The organism is Nioella sp. (assembly GCF_964229645.1).
Taxonomy (GTDB): domain Bacteria; phylum Pseudomonadota; class Alphaproteobacteria; order Rhodobacterales; family Rhodobacteraceae; genus Nioella.
This window is the reverse complement of sequence record NZ_CAXREX010000103.1, coordinates 1-22,843: the sequence shown is the minus strand read 5'-3', so window position 1 is coordinate 22,843 and position 22,843 is coordinate 1. Positions and strand designations below refer to the sequence as shown.

Below are 22,843 nucleotides of genomic sequence, written 5' to 3'. Positions count from 1 at the left end.
CTGGGCGCTGCCACCCCTCATCCCTCTGCAATTTGACTAAAATTTCCCTTCTTCTTTGCAAAAATACCCCGGGGAGCGCGAGGGGCTGGCCCCTCGCTCCCGCCCTCTCAGAACAGGCTCAGCTGGTCGCCCGGGCGCGGCGGCACGGCAAAGAGATCGCATCGCAGCGGCGGCAGGTCCCGGCTCAGCCCGGCGGCCCGGAGCGCCCGCGCAAAGCGGCGCTGCATGAGCTCGGCGTAAACGCCGCGCCCGGTCATCCGCGTGCCCCAGTCGGCGCTGTAATCCTGCCCGCCATGGATCTCGCGCAACCGCGCCATCACCCGCGCCGCGCGCAGTGGCACATGCTCCTCCAGCCATGCCCCGAAGAGCGGCGCAACCTCCAGCGGCAGGCGCAGGGTGATCATGCTGGCCGCCCGCACCCCCGCCGCCGCACCCGCTTCGACAATGCGCTCGATCTCGTGGTCGGTCAGACCCGGCACGATGGGCGAAACCATCAGGCGCACCGGGATGCCCGCCGCGGCCAGCCGCTCGATCATCCTCAGTCTGCGCGCAGGCGTGGGCACGCGCGGCTCCATCGCGCGGGCAAGCCCTGCATCCAGCGTCGTGACCGACACGCCCACCTTGGCCAGGCCCTCGCCCGCCATTTCGGCCAGGATGTCGATATCGCGCTCCACCAGCGTCCCCTTGGTCACGATCCCGACCGGGTGGCGAAAATCGCGCAGCACCTCCAGCACGCCGCGCATGATCTGCCGGTCCCGCTCGATCGGCTGGTAAGGGTCGGTATTGGTGCCGATCGCGATCGGCGCGGGCCGGTAGCCCCGGCGCGACAGCTCTCGCGCCAGCACCTGCGGCGCATCGGGCCGGGCGATCAGCCGCGTTTCGAAATCGAGCCCCGGCGACAGCCCCAGATAGGCATGGCTGGGACGCGCGAAGCAGTAGATGCAGCCATGTTCACAGCCCCGGTAGGGGTTGATCGAACGGTCGAAGCCAAGGTCGGGCGAGCGATTGCGCGTGATCACGCTGCGCGGGCGCTCGTCGCTGACCTCGGTGCGCAGCGGCGGCAGCGCCTCTTCGCACGGCCAGCCATCCGCCTCCTGCACCCTGTCGTGCCGTTCGAAGCGGTTGGCCGGATTGAACCCTGCCCCGCGCCCCGGTCGGCGCGCCTTGTCGAGACTGTCCTTGAACTCCATCACGGCAGGATGGAACAAAAACGGAACATTGCCAAGCCCGACCTGCGCCTAGGTCGGTCACGGCGTCACGCGTGTCGCAATTCAGCGCGTCAGATTCGCGCGGTCTGCGCAAAAGTCACCTAAATCACCGAAACCCCTCTGCGGTCAGGGAGCCACTACCAATGTCCGACGAAGAAGAAATCATCCTGTCCGAGCTCGACGATGAAGAGCTTGTCCAGCAGATGTTCGACGACCTTTACGACGGTCTCAAGGAAGAGATCGAGGAAGGCGTGAACATCCTTCTGGAACGCGACTGGGCCCCCTATCGCGTCCTGACCGAGGCGCTCGTGGGCGGCATGACCATCGTGGGCCAGGACTTCCGCGACGGGATCCTCTTCGTTCCCGAAGTGCTGCTGGCCGCCAACGCGATGAAGGGCGGCATGGCCATCCTCAAGCCGCTGCTGGCCGAAACCGGCGCGCCCCGCGTGGGCAAGATGGTGATCGGGACCGTCAAGGGCGACATCCACGACATCGGCAAGAACCTCGTGTCGATGATGATGGAAGGCGCGGGTTTCGAAGTGGTGGATCTCGGCATCAACAATGCCGTGGAAAGCTATCTCGAAGCGCTGGAAACCGAACAGCCAGACATCCTGGGCATGTCGGCCCTTCTGACCACCACCATGCCCTACATGAAGGTCGTGATCGACACGATGGTCGAAAAGGGCATCCGCGAAGATTACATTGTGCTGGTGGGCGGTGCGCCGCTCAACGACGAATTCGGCAAGGCCATCGGCGCCGACGCCTATTGCCGCGATGCCGCCGTGGCGGTGGAAACGGCCAAGAAATTCGTTGCGCGCAAGCACAACCAGGCCGCTGCCGGCTGAGGCCAGCGCAATCTGACACGGGGAACCGCCCGGCGCCGTCGCGCTCCGGGCGGTTTTCTTTTCGCCGGTCCGATCTGCGGCAAAAGCCAGGGGGCCAAGCCTTGCCTTTCCCCGTCCGCTCGGGTCATCTCGCGCCATGACACGGGTTTATGCCATCGGGGACGTTCACGGACATCTCGACCAGTTGCACGAGGCGCTGGCGCGCATCACGGCTGACCGCAGGGCAACGGGCGATCCGTCGGCGCCGGTGGTGCAGATCGGCGACCTGGTGGATCGCGGCCCCGACAGCCGGGGCGTGGTGCGCTTCCTGATGTCGGAAACCGCCCGCGATCCGCGCCTGACGGTGCTGCGCGGCAATCATGACAACATGCTGGCCCTCTTCCTGGGCGACAGCCCCGCCCGAGATCCGCGCCTGCGGCCCCAGTTCGACTATCTTCACTCCCGCATCGGCGGCCGGCAGGCGCTGGCCTCCTGGGGCGTGGACCCCGACCTGCCCGAAGACCAGCTTCACCGGCAGGCCCGGGCGGCGGTCAGCGCGGCGGAACGCGATTTCCTGGCCACCCTGCCCCTGTCCTGCGCCTTCGGGGACTGCCTCTTCGTGCATGCCGGCATTCGCCCCGGCGTGCCGCTCGATCGCCAGGATCCCTCCGACCTCTACTGGATCCGCGACGAGTTCCTGCTCGACAGCCGCGATCATGGCCCGCTCGTGGTGCATGGCCATACCCCGGTCGACCGGGTGGAACACCACGGCAATCGGCTGGCGATCGACACCGGGGCAGCCTATGGCGGGCCCCTGTCCACCGTGGTCATCGAGGGACGGCGCGCCTTCCTGCTGACCCCGTCGGGCCGGCAGGAGATTTCCCCCCATGCCGCCGCGTGACCTGGTGCTGATCGGCCTGGTGGTGCTGGCCTGGGGCAGCAATTTCACCGCCATGAAACTGGCGCTGGAGGAACTGCCCCCGCTTCTCTTTGTCGGGCTCCGCTTCGCGATCCTGTTGCCGCTGCTGGCGGTGCTGAAGCGCCCCGCGCTGGCCTGGTGGAAGATCCTCGCCGTCGGGGCGCTCATCAACATGGGCCAGTTCGCCTTTCTCTTTTCCGCCCTGCGCGCAGATGCCACAGCCGGGCTCGGGTCGCTCCTCATCCAGATGCAGGCGCCGCTGACGATCCTGCTGGCCTTCCTGGTCTTCGGAGAACGGCTGCGGGCGGGCCAGGTCGCCGGGCTGGCGGTGGCCCTGCTTGGGGTCGGCGTCTTCGCCCTGTCGGCCGGGGGCAACGTGACCCTCGCGGGGCTTTGGCTGATCTTCCTGGCCGCCCTCAGTTGGGCCCTGGGCAACCTGGTGCTGCGCCGCGTGGGCGCGGTGAACATGCTGGCGCTGTTCATCTGGGCAAGCCTCGTGCCCCCGGTGCCGATGCTGGCGCTGTCGATGGCGCTGGAGGATCCCGCGCCCTTTGCGCTTCTGGCGGGACTCAGCCCGCGCGGCTGGCTTTCGGTGGCCTATGTGGCGTTCGCCTCGACGGTCCTGGGCTACTCGCTTTGGGGGCTGCTTCTGTCGCGGCACCCGGCAGCGGCGGTCACACCTTTCGCGCTGCTCATTCCGGTGGTGGGCCTGACGGTTTCCGGCCTCGTGCTGGGCGAACGGCCCGGCGCGATGGACTGGCTCGGCGGGGCGGTGATCCTTGCAGGGCTTGCGCTGATCCAGATGCCCGCCCGTCGCGGGCAGGCCACCGCAGGTCGCCCGCGCCCCTAGCCTGCGCGCGCGCGCTGCCTATATTGGCGGCATGGATATGCGCTTTGCCCTTCTCATCGCCCTTGTTCTGACCGCCGGTGGCCTGACGGTCCTGGTCGCGTCACTTGTCGCGGGCGGCCCGGGCCAGTTGGCCGGGGCCCTGCCCGCCCTGGCCGGTCTCGCGCTACTGGCGCGGCTCGTCCTCGCGCGCCGGGGCTGAGCCGATGCGCCGCCCCCGCCCCGACCGGTCATCGGACCGCCCCGCCCCCCTGGCCCCCGGCGCAGCGCTGGAGGACGGGGCCCTGACCACCGCAGGCGTTGCGGCGGCAGGCCGGGGCCGCATCCTGCTGCTGGCCTGCGGGGCTCTGGCCCATGAAATCGTGGCGCTGAAGCGGCTCAATGGTTGGGATCACCTCGACCTGCACTGCCTGCCCGCGATCCTGCACAATGCGCCCGAGCGCATCCCCGACGCGGTGGAAGCCGCGGTGACCAGGCACCGCGACAGCTATGACGACGTCTTCGTGGTCTATGCCGATTGCGGCACCGGGGGACTCTTGCAGGCGCGCTGCGCGGCACTCGGGGTCGAGATGCTGCAAGGCCCGCATTGCTATTCCTTCTTCGAGGGAAATGCCGCCTTTGCCGCGCATGATGACGAGGTCACCGCCTTCTACCTGACCGATTTCCTGACCCGGCAGTTCGATGCCTTCGTGACCAGACCGCTCGGGCTCGACCGCCATCCGGAACTGCGCGACATCTATTTCGGAAATTACACCAAGCTGGTCTACCAGGCGCAGACCGACGACCCGGCCCTGACCGAGAAGGCGCGCGCGGTGGCCGAGAGGCTCGGCCTCGCCTTCGAGCGGCGCTTTACCGGCTATGGCGACCTGGCACGGGAACTGGCATCCGTGGCCCAAAAGTGAGGCAGAGGCACGCGCGCCGACGCGCCGTCACCCTGCCTGTGCCGCGGTCTCCTGCGCCAGAAGCCGGATACGCTCGACCATCGCCCGCAGCCCGTTCGAGCGCTGCGAGGAGAGATGGTCATTGAGCCCAAGCCGGGCCAGTTCAGCGCCCGCGTCCACCTTCAGCACATCCGCAACGTTCAGGCCCGAATAAAGCGCGTGCAGCACGGCAATGAGCCCGCGCACGATCATCGCGTCGCTGTCGCCGCGAAAGCGGAACACCGCCCCCGGTCCCTTGCCCTCGATCTCGGGCAGGATCCAGACCTGGCTGGCGCAGCCATCGACCTTGGTCGCCGGCACCCGGAAGGCGTCTTCCAGCGGCTCCATGGCCTTGCCCAACTCGATCACGTGACGATAGCGCTCTTCCCAGTCATCCAGGAAATCGAAGGTCTCGGCAATCTCTTCGAAGGCGTCGGTGGCCATCACTCTCTCCGTCTCGGTCTGCCCCGACACCTAGGGCCAAGGCCGTGAAAGGTCCAGAGGCGCTTTTCAACCTGCCGCCAATGCGCTAGGCAAGGGGCACTAGACAGGCGGAGACAGTCGATGACCCCTCGCATACTCGTGGCCCTTATCGTTGTGCTCGGCCTGACCGGCTGCGCAACCCGGCTAAACCCGTTCAACTGGTTCGGCGGCGACCGCGAGGAACGCATCGCCGTGGAAGAGACGGCGGTCGCAGGCGACCCGGACTACCGCCAGCTTGTCACCCAGGTCGTCAGCCTCAATGTCGATGCGATGCCGGGCGGTGCCATCGTGCGGGCCGTGGGCCTGCCGCCCCGCCAGGGCTACTGGGAGGCCGACCTTGTCGAGGTCGGGCGCGACAACGGGGAACTGGTGTTCGAATTCCGCGTCTACCAGCCGTTGGACCCCAACACCCGCCCCGGAACGCAGCAATCGCGCGAAATCCTTGCGGGGACCTCGCTCAGCCGCCAGGACCTGTCTGGCATTCGTTCGATCGTGGTGATCGCGGCCCAGAACCGGCGCAGCGTGCGCCGCAGCTGATCCCCCGGTCTGAACCGGGGGCAGGACCGCGCCTCAGCGCAGCTTGATGATCTTCACCCGTTGGCCCTTGGCCGAAAGGGCGATCTCGCTGTTGCACAGGCGCAGCGCGTCTTCGCCGAAGACCTCGAAGCGCCAGCCATGCGCCCACAGCCCCTCGCGCCCGCCACAGGCGATATCGTCGAGATCGGCGCTCGACGCGATCAGCTTCTGCGCCACGCCCGCCTCTTCGGCCTTGGCCTTGAGAAGAACGCGCAGAAGATCCGCCAGCGCCGGGTTCAGGGACGAGCGGTCGGGGGCCTTGTCGAACTTGGGGTGATCGGCCGGGTTCATTTCCAGCCCCCGTTCCACTGCCGCAAGAATGCCGTCCGCGATGTCGCCCTTGCGGGCTTCGCGCAGCAAGAGCCGCGATTTCGACAGGTCCTGCGCACTGCGTGGCTTGGTCGAGGCCAGCTCCAGCAGCACATCGTCCTTCATGATCCGGTTACGCGGAATGTTGCGGCTCTGCGCGGTTTCCTCGCGGAAGCGGGCCAGTTCCTTCAGCACGGCAAGGAACTTGCCGGAATTGGTGCGCGTCTTGACCCGGCGCCAGGCGTTTTCGGGATCGACCACGTAGTTGCCGTGATCGGTGAGCGTGGTCAGCTCTTCTTCCATCCAGGCGGTGCGCCCGGTGCGGGACAGCTCGGCCGCCAGGTGCTCGTAGATCTGGCGCAGATGGGTCACATCGGCAAGCGCGTAGTTCTTCTGTGCCTCCGACAACGGCCGGCGCGACCAGTCGGTGAAACGGCTCGACTTGTCGAGGCTCGCCCGGGCGATCTTGCGCACCAGGGTCTCGTAGCCCACCTGTTCGCCGAAACCGCAGACCATCGCCGCGACCTGCGTGTCGAACAGCGGGCGCGGCATCACGTTGCCATCGACGTGGAAAATTTCCAGGTCCTGGCGCGCGGCGTGGAAGACCTTGACCACCGCCTCGTTGCGGAAGAGTTCGTAAAGCGGCTCCAGCGACATGCCCTCGGCCAGCGGGTCGATCAGAACGGCATCTGCCTCGTCCTCGCCCGGCAACGCCATCTGCACGAGGCAGAGCTGCGCGAAATAGGTCCGCTCGCGCAGGAACTCGGTATCGACGGTGACGTAGGGTTCAAGGGCGGCACGGGCGCAGAACGCGGCCAGCGCCTCGGTCGTGGTCAGGGTCTGGGGCAATGCACTGCCATCCTTCTTGGTCTTGTTCTGGGGCGGGGCATCCGCCAACCCAGACCTGATAGGTCAGAGCGCGGCGAATGAAAAGGGTCAGCAGCCCTGCCCGGGCGCGCAGACCGGGACAAGACGGTGTTTTCCCCCGCTTTTGCTGCGTCAAATGTGCAACGCATGTGGATCAGGGGCGCTTTTGCAGCGGGTTTTAACTTTCGATACTTATTCGAAATCCATATAAAAAAGGGGTTCACGCCGTTCCCTGCCAGGTCCGCCGTGAAAGCGGGACGGTACCAGGGGGATGATTTGCAATGACCTATCGCATGAAGACCGCGCTTCTCGCGGCAACCTCGCTGACATTTATTGCGGGCGGAACTGCACAGGCTGAGGAGTGGGACATCCGTTTCGGCGGGTATTACAATGCCATGGTGGCCTATGCCAGTAACGATGCGGCTACGGGTAATGGGGTTGATGACACCGATGGCCTCGGCATTGCATTTGACTCGGAAATCTACGTTCTGCCGACAATTACTCTAGACAACGGACTCAAGATTTCGGCACGCATGGACTTCGAAGCCGATAACGACGGGATAGGTGTCGACGAACCCGAAATCATTGTTGCGGGCAGCTTTGGGTCGCTTGTTCTCGGCAGCGCGGACGACGTCGACTTGGGCGCGGGGATCTTCCCCTCTAACCTCAGCCCCATCGATGATCCGAGTTCGCCGGACTATATCCCCACCAATCGAGGGTACAATGAGACATCATTCCGCGGTGCGATGGCCGACCTTGCCTATGACATCGTGCCGGTGCAAGGGGACCAGTCCGGCGTCAGCCGCGCCAACCCGTTCGGGTTCGGCTCGTCCGTGATCAGCACCACGAACCCGGCGAATGACGGGCTGACCGAAGGCCGCCGCATCACCTATTTCACGCCGCGCTTTGCTGGCTTCCAGATCGGCGTGTCCTACGCGAACAGCGATCAGCCGAGGGCGGGCTGTTCGACCAATGCCTGCCACCTTTTCGATATCGGGGCGAATTACGCTGGGAGCTTTGCCGGGGTGGATGTGATGTTTGGCGCGTCCTACAGCGTGGCCGACACGAATGACCCCGCCGCCGACCCGACGCTGTTCCGCACCAGCGGCGAAATCACCTTGCAAAACTATTCATTCGGGGCGTCTTTCGCTGAACAGAACGGGTCTTCTGGTGGCGGCGAATATGATGGCCAGTCCTTCGGCGTCGGCGCAAGCTACGCCAGCGGGCCCTGGACCTTCGGGATAGACTATTTCCATGGCGAGATGAACGATTACCGTCATATCGGTTTCGGTCCGCGGGCCCAGCTCAGCTCCGCTTTCGTCAGTGTCAGCTATCGGGCTGATGAGCGCACGGACCTGAGCGTCTTCCTCGGCCATGTGAGCTATCGTGAAGACGTGGGCGATGGCGGCTTCGGAACACCGGGCGACAACATTGACGCCTTCGTGATCGGCACCGGTATCGGGCTGAGCTTCTGAGCCCGGTCCAAAGACAGGAAAAAGGCGCGGACCCTGCCGGAGCCCGCGCCTTTTTTGATGCCATGCCCGCCACGACCTATGGCAGGTAGATCGGGCTCCGGTCCCCGCTGGCGAAACGGCGCAGAACGGCGGGGTAGAGCTTGTGCTCTTCCACCAGCACCCGCGCGGCGAGGCTGTCCGGCGTGTCGCCGGGCAGAACCGGCACCCTTGCCTGCCCCAGGATCGGCCCGTCGTCGAGTTCTGGCGTGACCTCGTGCACGGTGCAGCCATGTTCCGCGTCGCCTGCCTCCAGCGCGCGGGCATGGGTGTTGAGCCCGCGGTATTTCGGCAAAAGCGACGGGTGGATGTTCAGCATCCGGCCCTCGTAGCGGCTGACGAAGCCTTCGGTCAGAACCCGCATGAACCCCGCAAGGCAGAGAATGTCGGGCTTGGCCGCATCCACGACCCGTGCCAGTTCCGCCTCGAAGGCCGCGCGGTCGCCTTTGAAGGGGCGATGATCCACCACCGCCGTCGGGATGCCCTTGGCGCTGGCCTTGGCCAGCCCGCCCGCATCGGGCTGATTGGAAATCACGAGGCAGGGCCGCGCAGGATGGTCGCCGGTCATGCTATCGACGAGCGAGACCATGTTGGACCCGCCCCCCGAAATGAAGATCGCGACCCGGCGCGTCACGCGAGGCTTCCGCTGTAGCGCACGCCCTCGCCCGCCACCACGGTGCCAAGCCGCGCCACGGTTTCGCCCTCGCCTTCCAGAAGCGCCACCAGCGCATCGGCCCGATCCGCGGCCACCACGACAACCATGCCTATGCCCGAGTTGAAGGTCTTGAGCATCTCCTTCTCGTCCAGCCCGCCCTCGGCCATCAGCCAGCCAAAAACCGGCGGCAGCGTCCACGACCCCAGGTCGATCTCGGCCCCCAGCCCTTCGGGCAGGACACGCGGCAGGTTCTCGGTCAGCCCGCCGCCGGTGATATGGGCCAGCGCATGCACGCCGCCTGCCCGCACGGCGGCCAGCACCTGCTTGACGTAAAGCCGCGTGGGGGCCAGCAGTTCCCGCCCCAGGCTGTCGCCGCCAAAGGGCGATTCCGCGTCCCAGGCAAGCCCCGAGCGCTCCACGATCCGGCGCACCAGCGAATAGCCGTTGGAATGCACCCCGTCCGAGCCGAGCCCAAGCAGCACGTCGCCCGCGCCCACGCCCTCGGGCAGGGACGCCCCGCGTTCCATCGCGCCCACGGCAAAGCCCGCAAGATCGAAATCGCCGGGCGCATACATGCCCGGCATTTCCGCCGTCTCGCCGCCAATGAGCGCGCAGCCAGACCGCGTGCAGCCCTCGGCAATGCCTTCGATGATCGTGGCGGCGTCGGCCACATCGAGCTTGCCGGTCGCGAAATAGTCGAGGAAGAAGAGCGGCTCGGCCCCCTGGCACACCAGGTCATTGACGCACATGGCGACAAGGTCGACGCCGATCGTGTCGAAGACGCCCGTGTCGATGGCGATCTTCAGCTTGGTGCCCACCCCGTCGGTCGCGGCGACCAGCACCGGATCGTCATAGCCCGCAGCCTTGAGGTCAAACAGCGCCCCGAAGCCCCCCAGCCCCGACATCACGCCGGGCCGCGTGGTGGCCTTGGCGGCGGGCTTGATCCGCTCCACCAGTTCGTTTCCCGCGTCGATATCGACACCCGCCTCAGCGTAGGTCAGCCCCTGTTTTCCGTCCGTCATGGCCCGCTCCTTCAAACTTGGCGCCCTGCTAGCAGGGGCCACGGGACGAGTCCATTGCCAGCGTGACGCGGGGTGCAGGAAACGCAGGGGGATGAGCGGCGCTGGCGGCTGAGCGTATCGGCAGGTTTGGTCGGCAACGAGCGGTCACTGCGCGCGCCCTACCCCGCGCGCCTGGCTCCCGGCTGGACAGTGTTTTCTGGCCAAGTTGATTTCTGTCAATGTGGAAGAGCGGCACAAAGTGATGAACTCTGTGTGTAGTTTCCAGTTTGAACAGTAGGCAGTGCAACTTTTCCTCTACTCAGGCAGGAGATGAAGACTTGGCCGACTATCGCACGGACGGATTCGCAAGCTACTATGCCGGAACCGGCCCCGTCGGAAATTATGTGGGCACGTCCCCGGGCTTCCTTTCGCTATGGGACGTGGAGCTCGACACGACCTTCGAGTTCGGTGATCCCATTAACGGCACCGAAACCTATGCAGGTTCCATCGAGGTCGCTCTCGTCGCGGGGGGAACGGCAACACTCCCGGTCGGCCGGACAGCGGGCACGAATTACCACTACAAGATCTACTACCCCGAGGGCACCAGCGCCTCGGATTACAGCTTCCCGGAACAGGTCGACGGCACCACGCTGAACACGGGGGATTTCCCGACCTGTTTCCTGCCTGGCACATGCATCGCGACACCGACGGGCTCAAAATACGTGGAAGACTTGCAGATCGGCGAGCCGATCCTGACCGCGACCGGAACCAGCGTCCCCGTCAAATGGATCGGTCGCCAGACGGTCTCCACCCGTTTCGGCCCCGCAGAACGGCTGATGCCAGTGAGGTTCGCTGCCGGGGCGCTTGGGCGGGGCCTGCCGCATACGGACCTGACCGTCACTGCCGATCACGGCATGCTGGTCGATGGCGCGATCTGCCACGCGGGCGCGCTTGTGAACGGCACGACGATCGCGCGGGTGCCTCTGCGCGAGATGGGCGAGAGCTACACGGTCTACCACATCGAAACCGAGAACCACGAGATCATCCTCGCCAACGGTGCCCCCGCCGAGACCTTCATCGACAAGGTCTCCCGCCGGGTCTTTGACAACTTCGCAGAATTCGAGGCGCTCTACGGCGACGTGCCGGAAATGGCCGAACTCCCCTACCCCCGCGCCATGTCCGCGCGGCAGGTGCCGGGGGCGATCCGTGCGCGGCTGGCCCCGCCCAAGGTGGCCTGAGACAAGGCCTGAGGCGGGGGGGCGTGACAGGCTTGACCCCGCCTGCCAGACTGCTATTTCCTCGGCCTTGGCGGGCCTGTAGCTCAATTGGTTAGAGCAGAGCGCTCATAACGCTTTGGTTGCGGGTTCAAGTCCTGCCGGGCCTACCATCCCCCCGCCGCATCGCCCCCTATCGCGCCAGCACGAGGTCCACCCGCAGCCCGCCCAGGTCAGCCGAGTCGGACAGGCGCAAGTTGCCGCCATGGCTGCGCGCCACGTCATTCGCGATGGCGAGCCCACGCCCCACACCGCCGCCCCGGTTCTGGTTGCGCGCCTCGTCGAGCCGGGCAAAGGGGCGCACCGCGCGGTCTCGGTCCCCGGGCGCGATGCCGGGGCCGTCATCCTCGACCGTGAAGCGCAGCGACCGGTCCATCACCGTCAGGCTCAGCCGCGCCCGGCTGCCATAGCGCAGGGCATTCGTCAGAAGGTTCGACAGCGCACGCCGGACCGCGCCGGGGCGAAGGGCAGACAGGGGCACCGCGTCGGGAAGGACCAGCTCCACCCTGCCCCCCATCCGCCCGGCATCCTCGGCCACCTGACGGGCCAGCGCCAGCACGTCGACCTCTTCGGGATCGTCGAGCGCGTCGGACCGGGCGAAGTCGAGGAAGGCGGTCAGAAGCGCCTCCATCTCTTCGACATCGCGGATCAGCGCATCGGTTTCGGCCCCCTGCTCCAGCATGGTCAGCCCCAGCTTCATCCGCGTCAGCGGTGTGCGCAGGTCATGGCTCACGCCTGACAGCATCATCGTGCGCTGTTCGATCTGGCGCTCGATGCGCGCCCGCATGTCCAGAAAGGCGCGCCCCGCCGCCCGCACTTCCAGCGCGCCGCGCGGGGAATAGTCCAGCACCCGGCCCTTGCCGAATGCCTCTGCCGCGCGCGCCAGTCGCCGGATCGGGCGCACCTGGTTGCGCAGGAACAGGAAGGCCACGGTCGTCATCAGGATGCCCGTGAAAATCATCAGCACAAGCAACTGGTGCGGGTTGGAGGCCGACACGCGCCGCCGGGTCAGGGTCATCTCGACGCTCTCGCCACCCACCGACAGGCCAAGCTGCACTTGCTTGTCATCCTCGGCGAGGTCGATCCAGCTGATCTCGGGCACCATGAGCAGCAGCACCTCCACGACCACGCGCCCCGAAAGGTCATACCAGCGCCGCCGCACGACCTCGTCGCCAACCCAGTCAGGACCGGCCCCTTCGGCCATCTCGATCCCGAGGCTTTCGGCCACCCCTGCGGCTTCGGCCAGCCCGCCCTCCGCCAGTTCGTCGCGCAGCAATTGCAGCTCGACCCCAAGCCCATAGGTCAGCTGCCCGGTCACATCCTCGAAATGGCGTTGCAGGAAGGCGATGGAGACGACAAGTTGCAGGGTAACGATCGGCACGATGAGGATCATCGCGGCCCGGCCATAAAGCCCCCGCGGCATGAACCTTTTGAGCCAACCCCATCGCATGGGCCCATCTAACCCCGCGACCGGGCCGGAGGAAAGAGATATGACGGCAGTTCAGCTGGAACCGGGTCTGCGCCGGATCACGGCCCCCAACCCCTCGCCGATGACGCTGGAGGGCACCAACACGTTCCTTGTGGGCCAGCGCGATCTTGCGGTGATCGACCCCGGCCCCCTGTCCGACAGCCACCTGGCCGCGATCCTGGCGGCCGTGGGCCACGATCAGCGCATCAGCCATATCCTCGTCACCCATTCCCACCTGGACCATTCCCCCCTTGCCCGTGCGCTGTCCCGGGCCACGGGCGCCCCGGTGCTGGCGGCCGGCGACAGCGCCTGGGGCCGATCCCCCGCGATGCAGGCCCTGGCCGAGGAGGGGCTGATCGGCGGCGGCGAAGGGGTGGACCCAGATTTCGCCCCCGACCGGGCGCTGGCCGATGGAGAGGTGCTGGAGGCCGACGGCTGGCAGATCGAGGTGCTGCACACCCCCGGCCACATGGCCAACCACGTTTCCTTCGCCTCGAACGGGGTGCTCTTCTCGGGCGACCTGGTCATGGGCTGGTCAACCTCGCTGATCTCGCCCCCCGATGGCGACCTCACCGCCTTCCGCAACTCGCTCGACCGGCTCCTCGCCCGGACCGACCGCGTCTACCACCCCGCCCATGGCGAACCGGTCACCGACCCGGCCGGGCGCTGCCGAGAGCTTCTCGACCACCGCGCAGGACGCGAGCGGCAGATTCTGGCCGCCCTGGCCGAGGCCCCGGCCACCCCCGCCGCGCTGACCGCGCGCATCTACACCGATATCGACGCGCGCCTGCTTCCCGTGGCCGAACGCAACGTTCTTGCTCATCTCATTGATCTTGTTGAAAGAAAATTGGCTGAACCTGCAAATTCCCTGTCCGCAACGGGCCAATTTCGCGCCCTGTGACAAGAAGTGAATTTTTTCCCGAAAACCCTCTGGACCTCCAAAAACGAGGTTGCTATATCCCCTCCACCGTTCCGGCGTAGCTCAGCGGTAGAGCAGTTGACTGTTAATCAATTGGTCGTAGGTTCGATCCCTACCGCCGGAGCCAAAAATCCCAGAAAACAAGGGATTTGACGATAAGACCCCCTCGGGGGTCTTTTTCGTTTCTGGCCTGGGGCGTCAGCCGGAGGCCCTGGCAGACCACTTCCGACAGGTCGGCCGGATTTGGCAGGCCAGTCCCGTTTCGATCGCCCCGATGGCGCCCGCAGACAATCATTCGGGCACAAAGATCGCACGGGCCACGCCGCGGGCACGACATCGCGGCCTTGCACAGGGCGCCCGGGCTGGCCTCACCCCTGCACGGCGCCCCGCCCTGCACGCTCTCGGGCGATGATGTTCTTCATGATATGGGCGGTGCCATCGCCGATCTGCAGGCCAAGCACGTCGCGCAGCCGTTGCTGGAACGGCAGATCCTGCGCGTATCCGGCGTGGCCGTGGATCAGCAGGCAGGCATGGATCGCCTCGTAGGCCAAAAGGGGCGGCCACCATTTCGTCATCGCCGCCTCGGCGGTATGGGGCAGCCCCCGATCCTTGAGCCAGAGCGCATTCATGGACATCAGGCGCGCCGCTTCGACCCTGGTGTCGAAATCGGCCAGCTGGTGGGTCACGCCCTGGAACGCGGCCAGCGGTTTTCCGAAGGCGCGACGCTCGCCGATATAGGCCCAGGTTTCATCCAGCGATTGCCGCGCGGTGCCCAGGCATTGAAGCCCGATCAGGGAACGCGAGAAGTCGAACCCCTGCATGACCTGAACAAAGCCGGCCCCCTCCTGACCAAGCAGGTATTCGGCCGGCACGCGGACATTGTCGAACCAGATCGAACCGTGACCAACCTGGTTCTGCCCCATATTCGCGAATTTCGACGTCGTGATCCCGGGCAGATCAAGCGGCACCAGAATGGCCGAGACCCCCCGCGCCCCGTCCTCGGGCCTGCCCGTGCGCGCGAAAGTGATGACAGCCTTCGCGCATTGATTGGCCGAGATGGAGGTCTTTTCCCCGTTGATGACGTAATGAGAGCCATCGCGTTCCATCCGCAGAGAAAGGTTGGCCGCATCCGACCCCCCCTTGGGTTCGGTCAGGGCAATGGCCAGCAAATGCTCGCCCGCCGTCAACCCGGTCAACCAGTCACGGGCCAGGTCCGGCTTGGCGAAGGCATTCAGGATCTGCCCGTTCAGCGAGGCCAGCAGCGACACGTAGGCAAAGGTGAAATCGGCCTTGGCGATTTCCTCGATGATGACCCCGGAACAGAGAAATCCCGCCCCCATGCCGCCGACCGCTTCGGGCAATTCGGGCGCGATCAGGCCCAGATCGCCCATTTCGCGGACAAGCGCCATGTCCATCTGGCCCGCGTTTTCCCGCGCCTGGTAGCCGGGGGCCACGCGGTCTTGCGCGAATTTGCGGGCAAGCTCGCGGATCGCGCAGAGCTCCTCGGTGTCGAATATCGTGTGCATCTGGCTGGCCTTTGTTGCTGGGGCTTCGCGCGCGTCAGCGGGAAAACTTGCGGAAATCGGGTTTGCGCTTTTCCTTGAAGGCAAGTCCGCCTTCCTTGCTTTCATCCGTGTCGTAATAGAGCGACAGGCCCAGCATCCCGAGCCCCGAGATGCCCCGATGATGCTCGGTGTCCATGTTGAAGCTGCGTTTGGCCAGCGCGATGGCCGTGGGGGATTTCTCCATGATCTCGGCGCACCAGCTGTCAACCTCGGTGTCCAGCTGGTCATGCGGGACCACCTTGTTGACGAGCCCCATCTCCAGCGCCTCCCGGGCCGAATAGCGTCGGCACAGATACCAGATTTCCCGCGCCTTTTTCTCACCCACGACGCGGGCAAGATAGGCTGTGCCGTAGCCCGGATCGACCGAGCCCACCTTGGGGCCGACCTGCCCGAACTGGGCCCGATCGCCCGCGATGGTCAGATCGCAGATCGTCGCCAGAACGTTGCCGCCGCCAATGGCAAAGCCCTGAACCTTGGCGATGACCGGCTTGGGAACGTCCCGGATGATCGAATGCAGGTCCTCCATTGGCAGCCCGATGGTCCCGCGCCCGTCATATTGCCCCTCATGCGCCGACTGGTCCCCGCCGGTGCAGAACGCCTTTTCGCCCGCCCCCGCAAGGACGATCACGCCGATGGATTTGTCCCACCCCGCCCGGTTTAACGCGTCAATCAGTTCCTCGCAGGTCTGGCCCCTGAAGGCGTTGTACTTGTCCGGGCGATTGATCGTGATGCGGGCAATGCCGTCTGTCGCGTCGTAAAGGATATCGTCGTAGCTCATCATCTCATCCATGCATGGTCAGGCCGCCGGACACCGAGATCACCTGACCGGTGATGAAGGCGGCGTCATCGGAGGCGAAGAAGAGGATCGCACCGGGAAGGTCGCCTGGCTGGCCCAACCGTCCCATCGGAACGGCCCGGGTGAAGGCGTCCCTCAGCTTTTCCTTGTTGCCCGCTGCATCCATGAAGGACTCCAGCATTCCGGTTTCGGTCGCGCCGGGGCAGACGCAGTTGAAGGTGATGCCCTTGCGGGCCTGTTCGCGCGCCAGCGTCTTGGAAAACGCGATGACGCCCGCCTTGCAGGCCGCATAAACGCTTTCCCCCGACGACCCCACCCGCGCCGCATCGGACGCTATGGACACGATCCGGCCTGCGGAACGCTGGCTCATGCGCGCAAGGACAGGATGCGTTATGTTGAGAACGGAGCGCAGGTTTATGTCGATAAGCTTCGACCAGAACTCGGGGCCCGATTTCAGAAAGGGCGTGTCCACGTCCCAGCCCGCGTTGTTCGCGAGCACGTCGATCGGCCCCACCGTGTCCTCGATCATCTCGACGGCAGCTTGCGTCGCGTCATAGTCGGTAAGGTCGACCGAGACCGCGATGGCCTCGCCGCCCTTGCCCCTGATCTCCTCCACGACAGCCTGCGCCGCGTCGGCGTTGACGTCGCAGACCACGACCCGCGCGCCAGCGTCCGAAAACCGCAGACACGTTGCCGACCCGATACCGCCGCCGCCGCCAGTTACGACAACTACTTTTCCTTTAATGCCCCTCACGGCACCCTCCCTCACCCGTGAATGATGCGGGCGCTTGCTAACCAGATTTGCCTTTCTGACAACTTCCAGGTTGATTCGCGCCCTCCGCGTTCCCCATGCTAGTCGGGATCGGAAAATTACGTCAATATATTGCCATAAAAAGCCTGAACGCCCCTCGCCCGTCCGCTTGACGAAGGACCAGCGAAACGCGAAGCTGACCGCATGAAACAGGATGTTGACACAAGTGATACGCTGCGGGCCCAGTTGATGAACCGGCTGGCATTCCGGCTCTATCAATGTGCCAATCTGCTCAACAAGACGGGGACAAAGGCCCTGGAAAGCCACGGGGTCACAACCCAGCAATGGGCGATCATCGGCGCGCTGGTGCGGGAACGGTGGGCAGAGGGTATCGCGGTCCAGCAGCTTGCCGCACTTCTCATGGTCAGCCGGCAGAACCTGGCCGGGGTTCTGTCGCGCATGGAAGACCGGGGGCTGATCGAACGGGTCAAGAGCCAGGCAGACAGCCGGTCCAGGCTGATCCGGCTCACCCCGAAGGGCTGGAGCCGATGGAACCAGATGCAGGGCGACATCTCGGGCTTCTATGACGGCGCGATGAAGGATCTGTCGAACAGCGACCTGATCCATGCGCTGCATTACCTGGACCAGATGCGCAAGAACATGGACGACGTGGACAAGGCCCAGGGCGGCTGACCGGCAACATGACCGGCCCCTCTTCCCCCGTCGAAAGCCCAGGCCCGCCGCCCCCTTCGGGAGTGACTGGCCCAACAGGCCAGATACAGGCCAGGCCCCAATTCACAGGCATCGGCTGCATCGCCGGACCCACCCTTCCAGGAGCTTTCGCGTGACCTACAAAACCCTCCTCACCCATACCCAAGCGGGGGTCGGCCTGATCACCCTGAACCGACCGGAGGCCCTGAACGCCCTCAATGACAAGCTGACCCGCGAGCTGTCACACGCGATTGATGCGATGGAGGCCAGAGCAGAGGTCAGCGCGATCGTGCTTACCGGGTCGGACCGGGCCTTCGCGGCTGGTGCCGACATCAAGGAAATCAGGGACAAGACCTTCATCAACGTCTATTGCGAACAGTTCATCACCGCCAGTTGGGAACGCATCGCCTCGGCCCGAAAGCCGACCATCGCGGCGGTGTCGGGCCATGCGGTCGGCGGGGGATGCGAACTGGCCATGATGTGCGACATGATCGTCGCCGCCCAATCCGCGCGCTTCGCCCTGCCGGAAACGACACTCGGCGTGATCCCCGGGGCCGGAGGCACGCAACGCCTGACGCGCGTCGTCGGCAAGGCGCTGGCCATGGACATGATCCTGACCGGCCGCGCCCTTTCGGCCGAGGAAGCCCGCGAAGCGGGTCTGGTCTCGCGCGTGGTGCCCGATGGCACCCAGGTTGAGACCGCGCTCGACATGGGCGCACGCATCGCAAGGGGCTCGCGCCCGATCATGATGCTCGCGAAGGAAGCCGTGAACCAGGCATATGAAACGCATCTGGCGCAAGGCATCCACCTTGAGCGGCGACTGCTCTATTCCACCTTCGCAACGGAGGATCGCAAGGAAGGCATGACCGCCTTCACCGAGAAGCGCAAACCGCGGTTCCAGAACCGGTGATGGCCCGGCCTTCCAGCCGTACGGCAACCCCGACCAGGGGGGCCCGCGCGCCTGCCTGCGTTCAAAGCCGGATCACGTAATCCTTGGTGGTAGTCTCCACCACCTCCCAGGTGCCGCGGAAACCGGGGCGCAGGACAAAGCTGTCGCCCGCGCGCACATGCTGCGGCTCTCCGCCCTCTTCGGTCAGGATCGAATGGCCTTCCAGGATCCGGCAATATTCCCATTCATCGTAGGAAATCCGCCACTTGCCGGGGGTCGCGCGCCAGATGCCGCAATATAGCCCGTCGCGCTCTTCGAGGTTCCAGGTGGTAAAGCGCGGCGCGCCCGAAATCACCTTGTCGGGCGCCGGGGCATCGTGCTCGGGCGTGGCGGCCTCGGGTGTCAGGCGGCAGAAACTGGCGGTCATCATGGGGCTCCTCGTGCGACTGGCGGCCAGCTTTCCCGCAATCGCCGCCGCCTGCAAGGGGCTTGTCTCAGCCCTCGTCGGGCGGCGCAAACCGCGCCTCGGCCTTGCCGCGATAGGCGCGGGTCAGCTCCTGTGGCACTTCCGAGCCGTCATAGAGATGCAGCAGGATGCCCTTGCGCGCCGACTTGCCGCGCATCGCGGCGATATCGGCCTCTGAGCGGGTGACCCGCTGCGACATGCGCAGCCCCCATTTCGCGAGGTGCCCCCTCAGCCGCGCGATCTGGTCCTCGTGTCCCGGCTGGCGGGCGAGGTCGTTCAGCTCGTCGGGATCGGTCTCGAGGTCGAACAGCATCGGCCGCATGCCCCCCTCGGCATGGATCAGTTTCCAGCGCCCGTCGAACACCATGAAAAGACGCGCATCGGCGCTGCTGCCGACCAGCGTTTCGCCAAAGGGGCGCAAGGAATAGTCGTATTCGCTGATCACCACCTCGCGCCAGTCGGGGCACTCGCCGCGCAGCCACGGCATCAGCGAGCGACCCTCGACGACATGGCCCGGCACCTCGGCGCCAGCAGCCTCGATGAAGGTCGCGGCAAGGTCGATCGCCTCCACCAGCTGGGCGCACTCGGTGCCGCGCGTGGCGTCGGCCTCGGGGCGCGGATCGTAGACGATCATCGGGATCTTGACCGAGGGGTCGTGGAAGAAATCCTTCTCGCCCATCCAGTGATCGCCCAAATAGTCGCCATGGTCCGAGGTCAGCACGATCATCGTGTCCTTGATCGCACCGCTGTCCTCCAGCCGGTCCAGGATCAGCCCCAACTGGTCGTCGCATTGCTTGATCAGCCCCATATAGGCCGGGATCACCTTTTGCCGGACCTCCTCGCGCTGGAAGGCCTCGGCCACCTTGCCCGACAGGAAGGCGTCAAAGACCGGATGGGTGTCGCGCCGCTCATCCTCGGACCGGGTGGCGGCAGGCACGTGGTTGGGCCCGTACATGGCGTGGTAGGGCGCGGGCACGATATAGGGCCAGTGCGGCTTGATGTAGGAGACATGCGCGCACCACGGCCCCTCGGTCTCTTCCATGAAAGCCAGCGCCTGCCGCGTCAGCCAGGGCGTTTCGCTGTCCTCCTCGCGGATGTTGGCGGGCTGGTCGGTATTGCTCAGCATCCAGCCCGAGGCGATCTGCCCCTCGGCATCGACGCCCGCATTGGCGTATTGCGCCCATGGGTTGTCGCCGGGATAGCCCCTGGACTTCAGGTATTCGTTATAGGGGCTGCGCTTTTCATCGTAGAACCCGTCCGGCCCCTCGGCCCACAGCCCGTCATCGCGCACCCAGGCATCGAAGCCGCATTCGGCCTGGCGCGCGCCGATCACGCTGTCGCGTTCCAGCCCGAGCCGCGCCATGCCCTCGGCATCGACCTTCATATGCGTCTTCCCGATCAGCCAGCACCCCATCCCCGCCTTGCGCAGGTGATCGCCCAGGGTCTGCTCTCCCACCCGGAGCGGGTAGCCATTGAACTGCGCCCCGTGGGACGAGACATAGCGCCCGGTGTAAAAGCTCATCCGGCTCGCCCCGCAGATGGGCGACTGGCAATAGGCATTTGTAAAGCGCACGCCCATCCGGGCCACGCGGTCGAAATTCGGGGTCTCCAGGTGTGGATGCCCCGCACAGCCCAGGTAATCGAACCTCAGCTGGTCATACATGATGAACAGGATGTTCACGCGCGCCTCCCCCGGCCGGTTTGCCTCAGATCGACACCCTGCCCGCCCGCGCGCCCGCCCGCAAGCCCGCACGCCCGCGCCGCTAGCCTTTCACGGGCGGCGTGCCATGGGTGTGGAAACTCTCGATCGTCTTCAGCCCCCAGGCCTGGCCCTTCCGGCGGTCGGCCTCGGTCCAGCAGACCGGTTCCCAATCCGGATCGAGGATCAGCCGCGCGCCGGCATTGGCCAGCTCCACCCGGTTGCCCGCAGGCTCCCAGACATAGAGGAAGAAGGTTCCCTGGATCGCGTGCTTGTGCGGCCCGGTTTCGATATGCACCCCGTTTTCAAGGAAGATATCGGCCGCGCGCAGGATGTCCTCGCGCTGATCGGTGGCATAGGTCACGTGATGAAGCCGCCCCTCGCCACCGCCATGTTCCTCGGTGCAGGCCAGGTCGTAGGTCTTGTTATTGACGGTGAACCAGCAGCCCCCGAGCCGCCCGTTGTCGAGCTGGATATACTCGGTGATCCGCGCCCCGAGGCAGGTGACCATGAAGTCGCGGAACAGGCTCACGTCCCCCGACAGCAGGTTGAGATGATCGAGCCTGCGCGGACAGGCCCCCTGCCCGTGAAAGCGGCTTGCCATGTTCTTCAGCGCGGGCCTGTCGCCGGGGCCCGGCGCGTATTTGCGCGTGTCCCAGTAAAGCTCGAACACATGCCCGAACGGGTCACGCACGCGGTAGGCCCGGCCATGGCCCAGGTCGCCCTCGACCCAGCCCAGCCCCTCGAACGGGCTAGCCTCGATCGCCGCCACCCGCCGCATCAGCGCCGCCTCGGACACGCAGCGATAGCCCACATGGCCAATGCCGGTGGTGTGATGGCGCGTGAGCTTGAGCGAATGAAACTCGTAATCGTCCCAGGCCCGCAGCCAGGCGCTGCCCCCCTCCTCGGCGCTGACGGTCAGGCCAAAGACGCGGGTGAAGAAATCGAGGCTCTCCTCGTAGCGGTCGGTATGGATCTCGACATGCCCCAGGTGGGCCACGTCCTGGCAGGGCTCGCTCATATGTCCTCCTCCCACCCGGTGTAGACGGTGCCATCCATCAGCTTGCGTGCCGTGCGCAGCACGCCCGCGCTCTCGACTGCCCCGGTTCCGTCGAGCCGGGCCACCACCGTCATCTCGCCGGTCGGATGCTCGACCGACAGGTTGCGCTCTGCCCCCTCGCCGCGGCGGGCCATGTCATGGGCGGTCGCGCCCGGGATCAGCGCCGCCGTGGCCACGCTGACCGCCCCCAGCACCCCGATGGCCTTGTGGCAGCGATTCGGAATGAAGGTTCGCGTCGCGATCGCGCCGCCCGCGCGGGGCGGGCTCACCATCGTCATCTTGGGCACGGATTTGTCGCGCACATCGCCCAGCCCCATCATCGGCCCCGCCATGAGCCGGATCGCCTCCAGCCGTGCACGTAGTGCGCTGTCGGCCTCCAGCGCCTCGGGGCTTTCATCGCCCGCAAGCCCCAGGTCCGCCGCCCGCAGCACCACGCAGGGCATGCCGTTGTCAATGAGCGTCGCCTCCACCCCCTCGATCACGTCAGACGCGCGCCCGGTGGGCAGCAACGCCCCGCAGGACGACCCGGCCGTGTCGCGGAAGGTGATCGGAATGGGGGCCGCCGTGCCCGGCACCCCGTCGATGCGCGCAGGCCCGCCATAGCGCACCCGCCCGCCCGGCGTCGCGACCCGCGCCACCGCGATCTGGCCGGTGTTTTCCATGTAGATCGTGACCTCCGTCACGTCGCCCGTGGCCGCGACCAGCCCGCGCTCGATCGCGAAGGGCCCGACCCCGGCCAGGATGTTCCCGCAGTTCTGCGCATCGCTCACCACCGCCCGGTCCACGAAGACCTGCAAGAAGAGGTAATCCACGTCCACGCCCGCGCGGGACGAGGGCTGCACCACCGCGACCTTGGAACTGAGCGGATCGCCCCCGCCCATCCCGTCGATCTGGCGCGGATCGGGCGAGCCCATGATCCGCAGCAGGATCGCATCGCGCGCGCCTGCCTCGGCGGGAAGGTCCGAGGCCAGGAAATAGCCCCCTTTCGAGGTCCCCCCGCGCATCCACATGACCGGCAGCCCGTCAGACATGGCCTGCCCCTTCTTCTTGGAAAAAATACTCCGGGGGGTGCGGGGGGCAGCGCCCCCCGCGGGTCGGCGCGCAGCGCGCGGCGTAAACGGGGTT

24 protein-coding genes and 2 tRNA genes are annotated in these 22,843 nt (G+C 66.1%); 13 read left to right on the top strand and 13 right to left on the bottom strand.

The genetic code is table 11. The features are described from left to right. Window positions 1-107: 107 nt before the first annotated feature. A complete protein-coding gene (locus tag ACEQXV_RS07120) occupies window positions 108-1,190 on the bottom strand; it encodes a PA0069 family radical SAM protein (RefSeq protein WP_370254857.1) in 1,083 nt (360 codons plus the stop codon). Window positions 1,191-1,351: 161 nt separating this feature from the next. On the opposite strand from ACEQXV_RS07120, the gene ACEQXV_RS07115 reads away from it, so the two are divergent. The 5 genes from ACEQXV_RS07115 (at window position 1,352) to ACEQXV_RS07095 (ending at window position 4,700) form a co-directional block, all read left to right on the top strand. Beyond that, on the top strand, window positions 1,352-2,053 hold the full coding sequence (locus ACEQXV_RS07115) for a corrinoid protein (RefSeq protein WP_370268499.1): 702 nt from the start codon (window positions 1,352-1,354) through the stop codon (window positions 2,051-2,053). A gap of 136 nt (window positions 2,054-2,189) precedes the next feature. Then, the gene (locus tag ACEQXV_RS07110; RefSeq protein WP_370268498.1) at window positions 2,190-2,933 is read left to right on the top strand and encodes a metallophosphoesterase family protein; all 744 of its coding nucleotides are present in this window, start codon (window positions 2,190-2,192) and stop codon (window positions 2,931-2,933) included. Then, window positions 2,920-3,801 (top strand): EamA family transporter, encoded by an 882-nt coding sequence (locus ACEQXV_RS07105; RefSeq protein WP_370254839.1) that lies wholly within the window; start codon window positions 2,920-2,922, stop codon window positions 3,799-3,801. Before ACEQXV_RS07110 ends, ACEQXV_RS07105 begins: the two co-directional genes overlap by 14 nt. A 37-nt stretch (window positions 3,802-3,838) precedes the next feature. Continuing rightward, the gene (locus ACEQXV_RS07100; protein ID WP_370268496.1) at window positions 3,839-4,000 is read left to right on the top strand and encodes a hypothetical protein; all 162 of its coding nucleotides are present in this window, start codon (window positions 3,839-3,841) and stop codon (window positions 3,998-4,000) included. 4 nt (window positions 4,001-4,004) lie between these two features. Beyond that, on the top strand, window positions 4,005-4,700 hold the full coding sequence (locus ACEQXV_RS07095; protein WP_370268495.1) for a DUF1638 domain-containing protein: 696 nt from the start codon (window positions 4,005-4,007) through the stop codon (window positions 4,698-4,700). A gap of 27 nt (window positions 4,701-4,727) precedes the next feature. Here ACEQXV_RS07095 and ACEQXV_RS07090 read toward each other — a convergent pair whose 3' ends face one another. Continuing rightward, on the bottom strand, window positions 4,728-5,162 hold the full coding sequence (locus ACEQXV_RS07090) for a SufE family protein (RefSeq protein WP_370268494.1): 435 nt from the start codon (window positions 5,160-5,162) through the stop codon (window positions 4,728-4,730). Between the two features lie 120 nt (window positions 5,163-5,282). Here ACEQXV_RS07090 and ACEQXV_RS07085 point away from each other — a divergent pair, with 120 nt between their 5' ends. Next, on the top strand, window positions 5,283-5,738 hold the full coding sequence (locus ACEQXV_RS07085) for a hypothetical protein (protein ID WP_370268492.1): 456 nt from the start codon (window positions 5,283-5,285) through the stop codon (window positions 5,736-5,738). A 33-nt stretch (window positions 5,739-5,771) separates the two neighbouring features. Here the strand turns inward: ACEQXV_RS07085 and rnd are convergent, their stop codons facing one another. Next, complete coding sequence (gene rnd, locus ACEQXV_RS07080) at window positions 5,772-6,935, bottom strand: ribonuclease D (protein ID WP_370268491.1); 1,164 nt, start codon at window positions 6,933-6,935, stop codon at window positions 5,772-5,774. A gap of 299 nt (window positions 6,936-7,234) precedes the next feature. Here rnd and ACEQXV_RS07075 point away from each other — a divergent pair, with 299 nt between their 5' ends. Beyond that, window positions 7,235-8,428, top strand: a complete 1,194-nt coding sequence (locus ACEQXV_RS07075; protein WP_370268490.1) for a porin — start codon at window positions 7,235-7,237, stop codon at window positions 8,426-8,428. A gap of 76 nt (window positions 8,429-8,504) precedes the next feature. Here the strand turns inward: ACEQXV_RS07075 and purN are convergent, their stop codons facing one another. Together purN and purM are read right to left on the bottom strand one after the other, a co-directional pair. Beyond that, window positions 8,505-9,098, bottom strand: coding sequence for a phosphoribosylglycinamide formyltransferase (gene purN, locus ACEQXV_RS07070; RefSeq protein WP_370251320.1), 594 nt, complete (start codon window positions 9,096-9,098; stop codon window positions 8,505-8,507). Then, on the bottom strand, window positions 9,095-10,141 hold the full coding sequence (gene purM / locus ACEQXV_RS07065) for a phosphoribosylformylglycinamidine cyclo-ligase (RefSeq protein WP_370268489.1): 1,047 nt from the start codon (window positions 10,139-10,141) through the stop codon (window positions 9,095-9,097). The genes purN and purM overlap by 4 nt, the downstream gene beginning before the upstream one ends. Window positions 10,142-10,458: 317 nt before the next feature. Between purM and ACEQXV_RS07060 the strand changes: the two genes are divergently transcribed. Beyond that, on the top strand, window positions 10,459-11,358 hold the full coding sequence (locus tag ACEQXV_RS07060) for a Hint domain-containing protein (RefSeq protein ID WP_370268487.1): 900 nt from the start codon (window positions 10,459-10,461) through the stop codon (window positions 11,356-11,358). 72 nt (window positions 11,359-11,430) lie between these two features. Further along, a tRNA-Ile gene (locus ACEQXV_RS07055) sits at window positions 11,431-11,507 on the top strand. 20 nt (window positions 11,508-11,527) lie between these two features. Here ACEQXV_RS07055 and ACEQXV_RS07050 read toward each other — a convergent pair. Continuing rightward, window positions 11,528-12,817: an ATP-binding protein gene (locus tag ACEQXV_RS07050; protein ID WP_370268486.1), complete on the bottom strand. Its 1,290-nt coding sequence runs from the start codon at window positions 12,815-12,817 to the stop codon at window positions 11,528-11,530. 67 nt (window positions 12,818-12,884) lie between these two features. Here ACEQXV_RS07050 and ACEQXV_RS07045 point away from each other — a divergent pair, with 67 nt between their 5' ends. Both ACEQXV_RS07045 and ACEQXV_RS07040 read left to right on the top strand, forming a co-directional pair. Further along, window positions 12,885-13,763: an MBL fold metallo-hydrolase gene (locus tag ACEQXV_RS07045; protein ID WP_370268485.1), complete on the top strand. Its 879-nt coding sequence runs from the start codon at window positions 12,885-12,887 to the stop codon at window positions 13,761-13,763. Window positions 13,764-13,833: 70 nt separating this feature from the next. After that, window positions 13,834-13,908 (top strand) — tRNA-Asn (locus ACEQXV_RS07040). A gap of 241 nt (window positions 13,909-14,149) precedes the next feature. Here the strand turns inward: ACEQXV_RS07040 and aliB are convergent. From aliB to ACEQXV_RS07025, 3 genes are read right to left on the bottom strand one after another with little or no spacing between them, the layout of a single operon-like run. Beyond that, a complete protein-coding gene (gene aliB / locus ACEQXV_RS07035; protein ID WP_370268483.1) occupies window positions 14,150-15,307 on the bottom strand; it encodes a cyclohexanecarboxyl-CoA dehydrogenase in 1,158 nt (385 codons plus the stop codon). Window positions 15,308-15,341: 34 nt separating this feature from the next. Next, window positions 15,342-16,124, bottom strand: a complete 783-nt coding sequence (gene badI / locus ACEQXV_RS07030) for a 2-ketocyclohexanecarboxyl-CoA hydrolase (RefSeq protein WP_370268482.1) — start codon at window positions 16,122-16,124, stop codon at window positions 15,342-15,344. A gap of 4 nt (window positions 16,125-16,128) precedes the next feature. Beyond that, complete coding sequence (locus ACEQXV_RS07025) at window positions 16,129-16,896, bottom strand: SDR family NAD(P)-dependent oxidoreductase (RefSeq protein WP_370268481.1); 768 nt, start codon at window positions 16,894-16,896, stop codon at window positions 16,129-16,131. A gap of 201 nt (window positions 16,897-17,097) precedes the next feature. On the opposite strand from ACEQXV_RS07025, the gene ACEQXV_RS07020 reads away from it, so the two are divergent. Together ACEQXV_RS07020 and ACEQXV_RS07015 are read left to right on the top strand one after the other, a co-directional pair. Then, window positions 17,098-17,586 (top strand): MarR family winged helix-turn-helix transcriptional regulator, encoded by a 489-nt coding sequence (locus tag ACEQXV_RS07020; RefSeq protein ID WP_370268479.1) that lies wholly within the window; start codon window positions 17,098-17,100, stop codon window positions 17,584-17,586. A 151-nt stretch (window positions 17,587-17,737) separates the two neighbouring features. Beyond that, a complete protein-coding gene (locus ACEQXV_RS07015) occupies window positions 17,738-18,514 on the top strand; it encodes an enoyl-CoA hydratase-related protein (RefSeq protein WP_370268478.1) in 777 nt (258 codons plus the stop codon). A 61-nt stretch (window positions 18,515-18,575) separates the two neighbouring features. On the opposite strand, the gene ACEQXV_RS07010 is transcribed toward ACEQXV_RS07015, so the two are convergent. From ACEQXV_RS07010 to ACEQXV_RS06995, 4 genes are all read right to left on the bottom strand, one after another. Further along, entirely contained in the window at window positions 18,576-18,920 is a 345-nt protein-coding gene (locus ACEQXV_RS07010) for a cupin domain-containing protein (RefSeq protein WP_370254709.1), read from the bottom strand. A 67-nt stretch (window positions 18,921-18,987) separates the two neighbouring features. Further along, window positions 18,988-20,640, bottom strand: coding sequence for a sulfatase-like hydrolase/transferase (locus tag ACEQXV_RS07005; RefSeq protein ID WP_370254708.1), 1,653 nt, complete (start codon window positions 20,638-20,640; stop codon window positions 18,988-18,990). 82 nt (window positions 20,641-20,722) lie between these two features. Further along, window positions 20,723-21,679: a VOC family protein gene (locus ACEQXV_RS07000; protein WP_370268477.1), complete on the bottom strand. Its 957-nt coding sequence runs from the start codon at window positions 21,677-21,679 to the stop codon at window positions 20,723-20,725. Beyond that, entirely contained in the window at window positions 21,676-22,749 is a 1,074-nt protein-coding gene (locus ACEQXV_RS06995) for a 4-oxalomesaconate tautomerase (RefSeq protein ID WP_370268475.1), read from the bottom strand. Before ACEQXV_RS06995 ends, ACEQXV_RS07000 begins: the two co-directional genes overlap by 4 nt. Window positions 22,750-22,843: the final 94 nt, after the last annotated feature.